Genomic DNA, 14,056 nt, shown 5'->3' on the forward strand with positions numbered 1-14,056 from the left:
TCCATATTATGCTGCTGCGCGACCGTTTGACTTTGCGCCGTTTTCTCCGCCAAGAACGGCAAGAAGTTTGCGCTTTATATTGCCCTGACGCGTTGCGTTTGAAATTTTGTGTCCCACAAGATCGGTAACATAGAAACTGTCGATCACCTTTTCGCCAAAAGTGGTGATGTGGGCCGAAGCAATATCCAGTGAAAGGTCAGAAATAAGGCCGGTGAGTTCCGAAAGAAGTCCGGGCCGGTCAAGTCCTTCTACTTCGATCACCGTAAACTTGTCTGAAAGCGTGTTGTTGATCTCGACATCCGGCTCCACCTTGAAGGCTTTCGTGCCCTTTTTGGGCTTGGTGCGCTTGGCGAGCACGTCCGGTAGATGCGCTTTGCCAGAAAGCACATCTTCAATCACTTTACCCACACGCTCAGCACGTCTGCGCTCATCTTCATCCGTGTCGAACTCACGATTGATCAGGATAGTATCAAGTGCGCGACCATCCCCTGTGGTGAAAATCTGCGCGTCCACGATGTTGCCACCAGCGGCAGCACATGCACCGGTGATGATCGACAACAGGCGCGGGTGATCGGGTGCCAGAACGGTGATTTCCGTCACAGCTTCAAAAGTGTGCGGCTTGGCCATTGTGGCCAGCACGCGACCATTGCGATCCGTCTCGCGGATGAAATGAGCATGCCGCACCTGATCGTCGAGACTGACGGTCAGCAAATAATTGGTGTAATGCAGGTTGAGATAGGCATCGCGCTCGGCTTCCGGCCAGTCGGAAAGCCTTTCAGCCAGAGCCGCACGCGCCTGTCGGTCGCGGTCAGCGCGGGGAAGTTCCGAGAAGCCGCCCGTCAGAACCAGTTCCGTTTCATAAAAAAGCGTGCGCAGAAGCTGGCCTTTCCAGCCGTTCCAGACGCCGGGGCCAACGCCCTTGATGTCGCAAACGGTGAGGATCAGCAGAAGCCGCAACCGCTCCATTGTCTGCACGGTGTCGGCAAAATCGACAATGGTTTTGCGGTCGTTGAGATCGCGCGATTGAGCAACCATGCTCATGGTCAGATGCTCACGCACCAGCCATTCTACGGTTTCTGTTTCCGATTTAGAAAGGCCAAAGCGCGGGCAGAGCCTGCGGGCAATGCGGGCACCGGCAGTTGAGTGATCTTCGGGCCGACCCTTGGCAATATCATGCAGGAGCATCGCCACATAAAGCACAACGCGATCCCGCTTCATGGCGCTTACAAGATGATTGGCCAGCGGATGTTCTTTTTCCAGTTCGCCATGCTCGATTTCGGATAGCACTGCTATGCAGCGCAACAGATGTTCGTCGACTGTGTAATGGTGATACATGTTGAACTGCATCATTGCGACGATCTTGCCAAAATCCGGGATGAATTTGCCAAGCACGCCAGATTCATTCATGCGGCGCAGGATCAGTTCGGGATTGCGTGGCGAGGTGAGCACATCGAGAAATAGCCGGTTGGCCTCTGGGTTCTCGCGCAGCTCTCCATTGATGAGTTTCAGCGAGCGGGTAAGCTGCTGCATCGCGTCGGGATGGAATTCCAGCCCGAGCTTGTCTGCAAGGTGAAAAATCCGAATGATATTGACCGGATCGCGCTTAAACACATCTGCGTCGGCAATGTTGATGCGGTGATTTTCGGAAACGAAATCATTGCTGCCGGCAAGCTTGCGCTTGCGGCGCGAAAACGTGAGAAAGATGCGATTGAAGCCCGGAACATGCTTGGCCTGCTCTTCTTCCAGTGCTGCACACAGAATGCGGGTAAGATCGCCCACATCTTTTGCGACAAGGAAATAATGCTTCATGAAGCGTTCTACGTAGTTCTGACCGGGATGCGCGGTATAGCCCAGTCGCTGTGCGATTTCCGGCTGAATGTCGAAGGAGAGGCGCTCTTCTGCCTTTAATGTTGCAAAATGCATATGGCAGCGCACCGCCCAGAGAAAATCTTCGGCTTTGTTGAAAAGCCGTAACTCGCTGCGTGACAACACGCCGAGTTTGACCATCTCGTCCTTGGTTTTGACGCGGTAGAAATATTTGGCGATCCAGAACAAGGTATGCAGATCACGCTGCCCACCTTTGCCTTCCTTGACATTGGGCTCGACTAGATAGCGTGTTTCACCTGCTTTGCGGTGGCGGTTGTCGCGCTCGGTAAGCTTGGCCTGAATGAATTCGGGACCGGTATCCTTGACCACATCTTCGTCGAATCGCGTTATCAGCGTATTGAACAGATCGCGATTGCCGATGATGAAACGCGCATCGAGAATTGCGGTGCGGATCGTCATATCCTCGCGCGAAAGGCGGACACATTCATCGATATTACGCGTGGAATGGCCGACTTTCAGCCCCATATCCCAGAGCATATAGAGCATATATTCGGCGACCTGCTCGCCCCATGGCGTCTGCTTATAGGGCAGCAAAAACAGAAGATCGATGTCGGATCCGGGTGCGAGCCCACCACGTCCATAGCCACCCACGGCCACAACTGCCATGTTTTCGGCTTTCGACGGATTTTGCATCGGATAGGCTTTGGTACTGGCAAATTCAAACAGCACACTGATCAGTGTATCCATCAGATACGACAGACGACGCGCACAAAGCGCGCCGCCGCCATCTTTCATCAACATGCCTTCCGCTTGCGTGCGACCGCGAATCAGAGCGTCTTTGAGCGCATGAAGCACAACCTTGCGCACGGGCGTGCTGGTATAGCTTTCGTCGGTTGAATCCGCGAGCTCATTGAGCTTGCGGCGAAGTGTTTCGGGATTGACGATTTCTTCAAGCTTCAGGTCGTGTGCGCGCATGCAGCTTTAATGTCCGGCGTGTTGGGAAGAGACTGACAGAACTATCCTATAGCCGGTTTTAAATACTATGAATATCCCGCCACTTGTCGCGGAAAAGTGGAAGCCGCCTTCGCAGGGAAATCAGTCCACTGGATTAATTTCTGATTCCGCTACGATCCGGTAACGACAAGCGCATGTAAAAGAAACAGCCGGGCATTGCCCGGCTGTTTCATGGTTCAGTCGTCTTTTCAGTTAGTCGCGTTATAGGCGGCAATTGCTGCCATATTAACGATGTCCGAATCCTTTGCGCCGATGCTGACAATCTGCGCTGGTTTGTCGAGACCAACCAGCAGTGGGCCGATAATAGTCGCGCCGCCTAGTTCCTGAAGCATATTGGCGGCAATCGACGCTGAATGATTATCCGGCGTAACGATGACATTCGCTGGACCCGAAAGCCGGATAAACGGATATTGATCCATCAGCTTCGGGTTCAGCGCTACGTCTGCACTCATTTCGCCGTCAAATTCGAAATCGACATGGCGGGTGTTAAGAATACGGACTGCTTCCTGAATGCGTGCCGAGCTTTCTCCGACCATATGACCGAAGGTTGAAAATGCGGTCAGCGCTACGCGCGGCTCATAACCCATCCGACGCGCCATGCCTGCGGCTTCCACCGCGATCTCGGCAAGCTCTTCCGCACTTGGCTTTTCGTGTACGGCAGTATCGGCGATAAACACCGTGCGGCCACGGCATAGGGCGATTGTCACACCAACCAGACGATGACCGGGCTTTGAATCGATCACACGGCGCACGTCTTCTAGGCCGGTAGCATAGTTGCGGGTGATGCCTGTCACCATACCGTCCGCATCACCTAATGCCACCATACAGGCGGCAAAGTGATTGCGGTCATTGTTGATCAGACGATGACAATCGCGCGTCAGATAGCCTTTGCGCTGCAGCTTCTCATAAAGGTAATCGGCATAGACGGTATTGCGGCTTGAAAGACGCGCATTGATGACTTCAATTCCGGGACGGTTCAGGTCGAGGCCTGCTGCGCTTGCAGTATCTGCAACACGTTCCTCACGGCCAACGAGAATGGCAGTGCCCAATCCCTGATTGACATAGGAAACCGCGGCTCGCATCACCTGTTCTTCTTCGCCCTCGGCAAAGACGATGCGCTTTGGCTGACGCCGCACGCGCTCATAAATGCCACGCAATGTCGAGGCAATCGGGTCGCGCCGTGCCAGCAATTCGCGCTTGTAGCCCTCAAGATCGTCAATGCTGCGTCCGGCAACGCCGGTTTCCATCGCGGCCTTGGCGACGGCTGCGGAAACGGTTGCAAGCAAACGCGGATCGAACGGCACCGGAATGATATATTGCGGACCAAAGCGTGGACGGCTGCCCTGATAAGCAGCTACCACATCATCCGGCACGTCTTCGCGTGCGAGATCAGCAATTGCGTAAACTGCTGCGATTTTCATCTCGTCATTGATCGTGGTGGCCCGCACATCAAGCGCGCCACGGAAAATATAAGGGAAGCCCAGCACATTGTTGACCTGGTTCGGATAGTCCGAACGACCCGTAGCGACGATGGCGTCATCACGCACTTCGGCCACGTCTTCCGGGGTTACTTCCGGGTCTGGATTGGCCATGGCGAAGATGATCGGGTTGGGCGCCATCGAGCGCACCATTTCCTTGGTCAGCGCACCCTTTGCCGAAACGCCGAAGAATATGTCTGCATCCTTCATGGCATCTTCGAGCGTACGTTTGGAAGTCTTGATCGCATGGGCCGACTTCCACTGGTTCATGCCTTCTTCACGGCCCTGATAGACCACGCCCTTGGTGTCGCAGAGCGTGACATTTTCAGACGGAAATCCAATGGCCTTGATCAGCTCAATACAGGCGATACCCGCAGAACCCGCACCATTGCAAACAAGCTTGGTGTTCTTGATGTCGCGGCCCGTCAGATGCAGCGCGTTGATCATACCGGCTGCGGCAATGATTGCGGTTCCGTGCTGATCGTCGTGAAAGACCGGAATGTCCATCAGTTCGCGCAACCGGCTTTCGATGATGAAGCAATCCGGTGCCTTGATGTCTTCGAGGTTGATGCCACCAAAAGACGGGCCGAGATAACGCACGGCGTTGATAAAGGCATCGATATCAGTGGTATCGATTTCAAGATCGATGGAATCCACATCGGCAAAGCGCTTGAAAAGCACAGCCTTGCCTTCCATGACCGGCTTTGACGCCAGCGCACCGAGATTGCCGAGGCCCAAGATCGCAGTGCCGTTGGAAATGACCGCAACGAGATTACCCTTGGCGGTATAATCATATGCAAGGGCGGGATTTTCAGCGATGGCCTTGACCGGAACAGCGACGCCGGGCGAATAGGCCAGCGACAGGTCGCGCTGCGTCATCATCGGCTTGGTCGGGTTAATCTCCAGCTTACCGGGACGACCATGTGCGTGAAAGTCGAGCGCTTCCTTCTCACTGGCTGTGGGTGTGCGTTCTGGCGTGTTGCCCTTCGGCGTCGAGGCTGGCATGTTCGCTCCGGGTTCATCTGCGGGACAAATTCGATAGCGCCAGTCACGCATTGTGTAAACAGTGCTTATTGGAACAGATGTTGATCCAAAAGTGATAAGTTTTGAAACTTTATGACTTTAAACGATTTAAATGAGCAATAAACGAAGGCTTCACGATGGAATCGAAAATTGGCGACATGAACACCGCAGCGGATGAAAATGCCGCGCAGGAGACGGTTGTCCGCCTTACACCCATGATGGAGCAATATATAGAGATCAAGGCCGCGAATGTTGATTCGCTCCTCTTCTATCGTATGGGCGATTTTTATGAGCTTTTTTTCGATGATGCGGTGGAAGCTTCAAAAGCGTTGGGCATTACGCTCACTAAGCGTGGCAAGCATCTGGGCGAAGATATTCCGATGTGCGGTGTGCCGGTTCATGCCTCCGATGATTATCTCCAACGGCTGATTGCCAAGGGCTATCGGGTTGCCGTCTGCGAGCAGATCGAAGACCCGGCGGAAGCCAAAAAGCGCGGCTCTAAATCGGTGGTTCGGCGCGATGTGATCCGTCTTGTCACGCCTGGAACGATTACTGAAGAAAAACTTCTTGATCCGTCCGAGGCTAATTATCTGATGACGCTTGGCCGCACCAAAGGCGACGGCGCGCTGGCACTCGCATGGATTGATATTTCAACCGGGACCTTTCGCGTATCGGAAACGAGTGAAGACCGGCTTTTTGCCGATGTTGCGCGTGTTGACCCGCGCGAACTGATTGTGGCCGATACGGCTTTTCACGATGCCGATCTCCGTCCGACCTTTGATCTCATTGGCAAGTCAGTGGTGCCGCAGCCTGCAACCCTGTTTGATAGCGGTGCCGCAGAAGTCCGCATCCAGCGTTATTTCAATGTGGCAACGCTCGATGGTTTTGGCCAGTTCAGCCGTTCGGAATTATCAGCTATTTCCGGGGCGATTGCCTATATCGAAAAGACGCAGATAGCCGAGCGTCCACCGTTGATGCGACCGGAGCGCGAGCAGGAAGGCGGCACGATATTCATCGATCCTGCAACCCGCGCCAGTCTGGAACTTGCGCGCACCATGTCGGGCAATCGCGAAGGCAGCCTGCTCAAATCCATTGACCGTACGGTCACGGGCGGTGGCGCGCGGATGCTTGCAGAACGTCTGACCGCACCGCTTACAAACCCTGCTGAAATCGCCCTGCGTCATGATTCCGTCTCGTGGTTTATGAGCGAGCAATCGCTTTGTGAGGCCATGCGGTTCGAGCTCAAAGGCGTGCCGGATATGCCGCGCGCGCTGTCGCGTCTGGCGGTTGGGCGCGGCGGTCCGCGTGATCTTGGAGCCTTACAGCGCGGTTTTGAAGCAGCCAATGGCATTGCTTCGCTTCTTGAAGGCGCATTTCTGCCCGATGAGCTGGCGCAAGCGCGTGATGCGGTTGACACCATGCCTGCAAGTTTTGCAGCGCATATCGACCGCGCTTTGGCGGACGAAATGCCATTGCTAAAGCGAGACGGCGGTTTCGTGCGTGAAGGTTGCAACACCGAACTCGATGAAATGCGAGCATTGCGTGATCAGTCGCGCCGTGTCATTGCCCGGCTTCAGGCCGACTATATTGAGGAAACCGGCATTAAGACTCTGAAAATCAAGCATAACAATGTGCTTGGTTATTTCATTGAAGTTACAGCCAATAATTCCGGCACAATGACCGATACGGTCGAAGCCAAGGGCCGTTTCATTCATCGTCAGACTATGGCCAATGCCATGCGCTTCACCACGACGGAACTGGCCGCACTAGAAAGCAAGATCGCCAATGCAGCCGACCGTGCGCTCTCCATTGAGCTGGCAATCTTTGAAGAATTGACTGCGGAAGCGGTCAGCCATGCCGATAGTATTCGTGCGGCGGCTGTAGCCCTTTCGGTCTTCGATGTTTCCACAGCACTAGCGGTGCTTGCTGAAGAGCAGGGCTATTGCCGCCCGCTGGTTGATGACAGCCTGTCATTTAATATCGTCGCTGGTCGTCATCCGGTGGTCGAGCAGGCCTTGCGTCGTCAGGCCGCCAATCCCTTTGTCGCCAATGATTGCGATTTGTCGCCACAAAAATCTGGTGGAAATGGTGCGATCTGGTTGCTCACAGGTCCCAATATGGGCGGTAAATCGACCTTCCTGCGCCAGAATGCATTGATAGCGATTATGGCGCAGATGGGTTCGTTTGTGCCTGCAGGTTCCGCGCAGATTGGTGTCGTAGACCGGCTTTTCAGCCGCGTTGGTGCATCGGATGATTTGGCGCGTGGGCGTTCGACCTTCATGGTAGAAATGGTTGAGACAGCCGCCATTCTCAATCAGGCGGGCGAGCGTTCGCTGGTCATCCTCGATGAAATCGGACGCGGTACGGCAACCTTTGACGGGCTTTCCATCGCCTGGGCCGCAGTGGAATATCTGCATGAAAAGAACCGTTGCCGCGCATTGTTCGCCACGCATTTTCATGAAATGACGGCCTTGTCTGAAAAGCTTGACCGGCTGTCCAATGTCACCATGCGGGTCAAGGAATGGGACAATGATGTTGTGTTCCTGCATGAGGTGGCAAAGGGTGCCGCTGATCGTTCTTACGGTGTGCAGGTTGCGCGTCTTGCCGGTCTGCCGGAAGCGGTTGTCAATCGCGCGCGCGATGTTCTTCATCAGCTGGAAGCCGGTGAAACATCGGGCAAGGCGGATAAGCTGATCGACGATCTGCCGCTGTTTTCCGTAGTTCTGGCGAAGGAAAAGCCAAAACCTCAAGCAGTCGCAAAGGATAACGAACTTGCCAAGGCCGTTGCTGCCATCAGCCCGGATGAACTGACACCGCGAGAGGCGCTTGATCTGGTTTATAAGCTGAAAGAATTGGCGGGCAGGGCATAAAACTAAAAAGGCGAAGCTAGTGCTTCGCCTTATCTTTTAAACGAACCTATTAGCGTCTGCGCCGTAGTAAGTAATGTAGCGGCTGGAAATGCGCTCTATTGGCAGGATGATAAACACATCGGTCGTGCCGAAGGCTTCATCAATCACCGCACCATCGCCGATCATTGCACCAAGGCGCAAGTATCCCTTCACCAGTGGCGGCATGGAGAACAACGCAACTTTGGTGTTGATGGCTTCATTGGGCATCAGATCCATTGGCTGGTAACGATGGGGGAGTGCACGCACATCCCAGTCTGGTGTTGCGCGGCAATTCTGGTTGAGGAATGACAGGCCCAGCGCATGGGCGGCAGGGACTGCACCATGGAATGAGGCACAGCCAAACATCACGTCAATCGAATGACGGCGGCAATAAGCCCAGGCGCCTTGCCACAAAAGTTCAACGGTGCGTTTGGAGCGATATTCGGCCTTCACACAGGATCGACCAAGTTCCAGAAATTTGAGTTGAGGACGCGAAAGCACAAGCCGCTGTACATCATATTCTTCGGCCGAATAAAAACCATGCGCGGTTGCTGCCTGATCGCTGCGCATCAGGCGATAGGTGCCGACAATCTGCTTGTGTTCGGGAACTGGAAGCGACGTGTCATAAACCAGAAGATGATCGCAGATCGTATCGAAACGATCAGCGTCTCTTAATTCAACTTCTTCGATCGTTTCCCTGCGCGCGCCCATTTCTTCGAAAAACACACGAAAGCGCAATTCCTGCGCTGCTTCGATGGCTTCGCGGGAGTTTGCAAGTCTTACCTCGAGTGATCCGATGCGGCCGAGAACGGTCGCGTCGCTTGCGGAGGTGAATAGCGTTGGTTGTGCTTCTATGCCCGACATGACGGTATCATCAATGATTTGCTGGCCCATTCCAAGCAGTGCTGACATGATGATTCGCTCCTGATCCTGTTTCCACGCATTGCTAAATGGCTGGCTTTGGCAACAGATGACTTTTTCTGTTTAAGCCAAAGCAATAAGCATTCAGTGCTACGCGAGGATGACAGAAGCATGTCACCAATGTGTCAATTGGGGTGGACGGCGCTTATCCCCTTCAAAAAACTGTTAAATTTCAAACTCAGACTATGATAAAGGTTCGATCTGATCAAGGGTTGTGAGTTTGGAGCAAGAAAGAGCGTACTACATCAGTTAACGCACCGCCCGCTCGCGCCGCCAACCCAGAAATTCTTCCAGAATAATCAATGCCGCACCAATCGTGATGAAGGTGTCCGCGAGATTGAAGACCGCAAATGACCATGTGGGCAGATGGAAAAGAAGATAATCTACGACATAGCCATGCATCACGCGGTCGATAAGATTGCCAATCGCACCGCCAACCACAAGCGCAAATCCATAACGCGCAAAGACGCGATTGGGCGGATTTGTCCACCAGAGATACAGCACAAAGAGAATAACGACTGCGGTGATCGCGACCAGTCCCCAGTCGTGCAGCCATGCCAGCATTGAGAAGGCAATGCCTTCATTATGCGTACGGAACAGCGCAAAAAACGGGAGCACATCAATCTGTTGCCCATAACCCATGCGGGTTTCGACCAGATATTTTATGCCCTGATCAAGCAGGACTGCGATAATGACGACGAGAAACGAGGACAAAACCGCGTGACGCTTCATCCGCTGGCCCTTTCATCAAGAGTAAGCGCCTCGCGGCGGATTTCATAAAGCATAACGCCTGTGGCTATCGCCAGATTAAGCGAATCTGCGCGACCGGCCTGCGGAATACGGGCAAGCTTATCACAACTCTCGGCCAGATTATCCGGCAAGCCCTGCTGCTCATTGCCCATCATCAGAATGACCGGCTTTTTGGCGTAAGGGATCGTGCGATAATCGACGGCACCTTTAAGATGCGTGCCGACCAATAGACCCGAAAAGCCTTTGCGCCAGTTGAGAAAATCAGATTCCGTTGTCTTATAGAGCGGCATTGAAAAGATCGAACCCATCGTGGCACGCACGGTTTCCAGCGAATAAGGGTCGGTCGTGTCACCGATCAGGATAATACCCTTGGCACCCACGGCGTCGGCTGTGCGGATCACGGTGCCCAGATTGCCCGGATCGCGCACACGGTCGAGCGCGATGTAAACATCATTGCCCTTCGGCTTGAGGCTTGAAAGCTGCTGATACTGCTGCTCGAAAACGCCAACCACCATCTGCGGATTATCGCGGCGGGTGATGGCAGCCATGATCTTTTCGGTCACTTCCAGCACCAGTGCGCCCTTGGCAAACGTGCGCGCTGCAACCTGCTCGACCATCTTGTTGCCCTTGCCGGACTTGGCGAACACAAGCTTCTTGATGCGCCAATCCTGTTCAAAGGCATCAATGATGAGCTTCAAACCTTCGGCCAGAAACACGCCTTGCTGATCGCGAAACTTTTTCAGTGCGAGCGAGCGCAGGTCTTTGACAATCGGATTGGTGAGGCTGGTGACCTCCTTCACCTGACCCACGCGCTGCCCCGAATGCGTATTGCCGCTTTTGGAAAAATCGTCGTCTCGGCTCATTTTGCTACCCAGCGGCTGAACATGGAGGTGGAAAGCGCACGTCGGCTCGCGCGTTCACGAAGAATAAGTTCGCCCGATTCGACCGTGCCGCCAAGTCCGGTCAAACGGTCGCGCACCAGTTCATGGATTGCGAAGAATGAAGCGCGGATCGAATAGGCAGTCAGAATGAGTGAAAGTGCGTTTGGTGCAAGGATCGAACGGCACGTATCGACCATAGCCGGCAGATGCTCAAACAATTGCCAGACTTCACCATTCGGACCGCGACCATAGGCAGGTGGATCAAGCAGGATGATGTCATAAGTGCTGCCGCGACGTTCTTCGCGCTGCACGAATTTCATCGCATCTTCGCAGATCCACCGGATTGGCTTGTCGGACAGTCCTGCCATTTCCTGATTTTCGCGCGCCCAGACGATTGCCTTTTTGGACGCGTCGACATGCGTGACTTCGGCACCTGCACGGGCCGCAACCAGCGATGCGACACCGGTATAGCCGAACAGATTGAGCACTTTTACCGTGCGGCCAGATTTGGCTGCATCGCGGATGAGTGCGTCCATATAGGACCAGTGGGCTGCCTGTTCGGGGAATACACCGACATGGCGAAATGAGGTGAAGCGGCCATGAAATGCGATGCCGTCATGCTGCATCGGCCAGGTTTCAGCCAGAGTCTGGCCCAGAGGCTCCTTCGGAAACGCCCAGCGTCCCATGCCTTCTTCGTCGGTATTGCCGGTGAAAACTGCGTCGGCCTTGTCCCATTCAGCTTTGCTAAGGCTCGGGAGCCAGATTGCCTGCCCCTCCGGACGCACAATGCGATAAAGGCCATATTGCTCAAGCTTCAGGCCGTTGCCGCTGTCGAGCAGCGCATAATCATCCGATGGCTCGGTTTCGAGGATAACCGGCGTGCGTTCGCCCGGACGCGCACCTTGATAAGGCTTGATCTCGCGCAACGGTGCAACAAGCTTTTCTTCAGCAGGCTTGATGGGGGCTTTGGCAAATTGCGGACGCGGCTTTTTGAAAAACGTGCCCTTATCGTCGGGCTTGTTTCCATGCTTGCTTGCCGAACGCGGCTCATCATGCTTTGCGCGATTAGAACCGCGCTGCTCTTTACTGCCCGTTGGCTTCTTGCCTTTTGCTTTTGGCGCCTTCACCCGTCACTCCGTTTTTTATTTGACCCTAGAGCATAAGTCCTATCGGAGTGAAACGAGGATCGATAAGATTATGCTTCAAGTAAAAGACCTACCACCGCCGATCTGATGTAATCAGATCAAAACGCGGTCTAGGTAGGCCAAATAGTGCCGGAACGGAAGTGAAAAAGAAGCTGTCCCGCGATCAGGTTTTGGATACCGTGCCTGAAACATGGCGCTTTTCAGCCGATTCCGCACGTTCGAGAAGCTGTGATGCTTCCTTTTTATAGCGGCGTTCCCGGCGGCGGTGCTTGCCCTGCGTCAGCCATGTGACGGCAGCGCCAATAAGTGCACCTGAGATCAGCGTGCCAAACAGCCAGATAAACAGCGGTGCCTGATAGGTCAGCGCTGGATTACCAGGATTGAACGGATCGATTGTCAGGCCAACCGTTTGACGGTTGGCGACCGAAAGAGCGATCAGAATGACCGCCAACGGTACCAAAATGACAATCGTGATAACGCGCTTTGTTACCATGATAATAAATCAGATGGCGCCGTTGAGACGGTCACGCAGTTCCTTGCCGGTCTTGAAGAACGGCACCCACTTTTCTTCGACATCGACGGTGTCGCCGGTGCGTGGGTTGCGGCCGCTGCGGGCAGGGCGGTTCTTCACCGAGAAAGCACCAAAGCCGCGCAGTTCTACACGATTGCCCTCAGCAAGAGCATTGGTGATCTCTTCAAAAACCGAGCCGACGATGTTTTCAACATCTCGCTGGAAAAGATGTGGATTACGGCTGGCGATAACCTGAACGAGTTCCGATTTGATCACGGCTTTAAACCCCTGTGTTTTGGTTGTCCGGTGAAGGACTCATTTGTTTGCCGGGTTTACACCCGACGTTCCATCAACGTGCCAAACCGAAAGAAGTCCGTCAAGGAAGATACGATCTTTTGCAATCTCCTTTAGCAATCCATCGGCTTCTTGCGGGACACCAAGCAGGCGCGCACCTGCATGAATAATCAGATCACGCAGCGAAAAACCTGTGTCGCTGCTTTCCGGCTTCCATTCAAGTTTTGGCAAATCCTTGGAAACGCCCTTGCTGGTCAGCCATGCAACGGCTTCTTCTTCACCGCCAAGACCGTCGATCAGCTTCTTTTCGAGTGCCTGACGACCTGTGAAAACGGCACCGTTGGCGAGTGCGAGCGCTTGTTCATGGGTAAAAGAGCGGCGTTCCTGCACAATTCCCACGAACCAATCATAGGAATCCATGATCATGCTGCGGATCATCGCTTTGGCTTCTTCGCTTGCAGGGCTAAAATAATTCGGCTCGGCTTTCAGCGGAGACGATTTGATCGTTTCAACTTTCACACCAATCGTATCAAGCAATTTCGACAGATCTGGATATTGGAACAACACGCCAATTGAGCCGACAATCGACGTCTGGCGCGCAACAATATGATCGGAGGCGCTGGCAATCATATAGCCAGCAGACGCTGCAAGTGTGCCGACCTGGGTTACGACAGGCTTCTTTTCGGCGATTTTGCGCACAGCTTCGTAGATTGATTCGCCGCCAACCGTTGTTCCGCCTGGTGAATCGAGGATTAGAATGACGCCTTTGACCGCATCATCTGCAGCGATTTTGTTGAGGCGTTTGAGCAGCTCTTCATTTTCGAAAATTGTGCCTTCGATGCGAACCTGTGCAACATGTGGCTGCGCAAAATTGGTGCCACGCATGGAATAGGAGGCAATGCCCGCAATGATAGCTGCCAGCAAAAGCAGAAAAGCAACGCGCCAGATGGTGAGTTTTCTGCGCAGTTTGCGTCTTTCGATCAGTGCTTCGGCGTCATAAGCCATTCTTATCCATCCAATTTATAAAGTATCGTTTCTGTCTTTTAGGGCGCATCCAGAAAAGTGTGAAGCAGTTTTCGGGTAAGATGCGCGTGAAAACAAATAATTAGATTACGGATCTATCTAATCAGAGCCGTAATCTAATCCATGCTTGGCTGTAGGGGAAGGCGGCAATCATTTTCTCTCTATTGTCTGAGACTATAATCAAAATCAGTTTTATGTTAACAATGAAGTGATCAGCCTTCTAACTTGATTGAGGGGGCTGAAACGTGCGGTTTTCTGCCATTTTTTGGTACTCCTGCCGGTTTTGCATGGCAGGTGCGTT

10 protein-coding genes are annotated in these 14,056 nt (G+C 53.6%); 1 reads left to right on the forward strand and 9 read right to left on the reverse strand.

The window, feature by feature from the left end; translation table 11 throughout:
* Positions 1–6 precede the first annotated feature (6 nt).
* Together CEV31_RS06330 and CEV31_RS06335 are read right to left on the reverse strand one after the other, a co-directional pair.
* Positions 7–2,802, reverse strand: coding sequence for a [protein-PII] uridylyltransferase (locus tag CEV31_RS06330; protein WP_094506181.1), 2,796 nt, complete (start codon positions 2,800–2,802; stop codon positions 7–9).
* A 227-nt stretch (positions 2,803–3,029) separates the two neighbouring features.
* A complete protein-coding gene (locus CEV31_RS06335) occupies positions 3,030–5,324 on the reverse strand; it encodes an NADP-dependent malic enzyme (RefSeq protein ID WP_094506182.1) in 2,295 nt (764 codons plus the stop codon).
* Between the two features lie 155 nt (positions 5,325–5,479).
* Here CEV31_RS06335 and mutS point away from each other — a divergent pair, with 155 nt between their 5' ends.
* On the forward strand, positions 5,480–8,212 hold the full coding sequence (gene mutS / locus CEV31_RS06340) for a DNA mismatch repair protein MutS (protein ID WP_374846864.1): 2,733 nt from the start codon (positions 5,480–5,482) through the stop codon (positions 8,210–8,212).
* A 36-nt stretch (positions 8,213–8,248) separates the two neighbouring features.
* On the opposite strand, the gene CEV31_RS06345 is transcribed toward mutS, so the two are convergent.
* From CEV31_RS06345 to sppA, 7 genes are all read right to left on the reverse strand, one after another.
* Positions 8,249–9,142 (reverse strand): GNAT family N-acetyltransferase, encoded by an 894-nt coding sequence (locus CEV31_RS06345; protein ID WP_210190892.1) that lies wholly within the window; start codon positions 9,140–9,142, stop codon positions 8,249–8,251.
* 258 nt (positions 9,143–9,400) lie between these two features.
* Positions 9,401–9,883 (reverse strand): signal peptidase II, encoded by a 483-nt coding sequence (gene lspA / locus CEV31_RS06350; RefSeq protein WP_094506184.1) that lies wholly within the window; start codon positions 9,881–9,883, stop codon positions 9,401–9,403.
* Positions 9,880–10,764, reverse strand: a complete 885-nt coding sequence (locus CEV31_RS06355; protein WP_094506185.1) for a TrmH family RNA methyltransferase — start codon at positions 10,762–10,764, stop codon at positions 9,880–9,882. Before CEV31_RS06355 ends, lspA begins: the two co-directional genes overlap by 4 nt.
* Positions 10,761–11,909: a class I SAM-dependent methyltransferase gene (locus CEV31_RS06360; protein ID WP_094506186.1), complete on the reverse strand. Its 1,149-nt coding sequence runs from the start codon at positions 11,907–11,909 to the stop codon at positions 10,761–10,763. Before CEV31_RS06360 ends, CEV31_RS06355 begins: the two co-directional genes overlap by 4 nt.
* A gap of 181 nt (positions 11,910–12,090) precedes the next feature.
* Complete coding sequence (locus CEV31_RS06365; RefSeq protein ID WP_094506187.1) at positions 12,091–12,420, reverse strand: lipopolysaccharide assembly protein LapA domain-containing protein; 330 nt, start codon at positions 12,418–12,420, stop codon at positions 12,091–12,093.
* Positions 12,421–12,429: 9 nt separating this feature from the next.
* A complete protein-coding gene (locus CEV31_RS06370) occupies positions 12,430–12,714 on the reverse strand; it encodes an integration host factor subunit beta (protein ID WP_094506189.1) in 285 nt (94 codons plus the stop codon).
* Positions 12,715–12,753: 39 nt separating this feature from the next.
* Positions 12,754–13,737, reverse strand: a complete 984-nt coding sequence (gene sppA / locus CEV31_RS06375; RefSeq protein WP_094506190.1) for a signal peptide peptidase SppA — start codon at positions 13,735–13,737, stop codon at positions 12,754–12,756.
* Positions 13,738–14,056: the final 319 nt, after the last annotated feature.

Origin of the sequence: Brucella thiophenivorans (assembly GCF_002252445.1) — a bacterium.
Classification (GTDB): domain Bacteria; phylum Pseudomonadota; class Alphaproteobacteria; order Rhizobiales; family Rhizobiaceae; genus Brucella; species Brucella thiophenivorans.

What these genes read in the sequence shown, in the direction of transcription:
- lspA (WP_094506184.1), bottom strand. Translation starts at nt 9,883, where the DNA reads ATGAAGCGTCACGCGGTTTTGTCCTCGTTTCTCGTCGTCATTATCGCA.
- CEV31_RS06365 (WP_094506187.1), bottom strand. Translation starts at nt 12,420, where the DNA reads ATGGTAACAAAGCGCGTTATCACGATTGTCATTTTGGTACCGTTGGCG.
- CEV31_RS06330 (WP_094506181.1), bottom strand. Translation starts at nt 2,802, where the DNA reads ATGCGCGCACACGACCTGAAGCTTGAAGAAATCGTCAATCCCGAAACA.
- sppA (WP_094506190.1), bottom strand. Translation starts at nt 13,737, where the DNA reads ATGGCTTATGACGCCGAAGCACTGATCGAAAGACGCAAACTGCGCAGA.
- CEV31_RS06335 (WP_094506182.1), bottom strand. Translation starts at nt 5,324, where the DNA reads ATGCCAGCCTCGACGCCGAAGGGCAACACGCCAGAACGCACACCCACA.
- mutS (WP_374846864.1), top strand. Translation starts at nt 5,480, where the DNA reads ATGGAATCGAAAATTGGCGACATGAACACCGCAGCGGATGAAAATGCC.
- CEV31_RS06345 (WP_210190892.1), bottom strand. Translation starts at nt 9,142, where the DNA reads ATGTCAGCACTGCTTGGAATGGGCCAGCAAATCATTGATGATACCGTC.
- CEV31_RS06355 (WP_094506185.1), bottom strand. Translation starts at nt 10,764, where the DNA reads ATGAGCCGAGACGACGATTTTTCCAAAAGCGGCAATACGCATTCGGGG.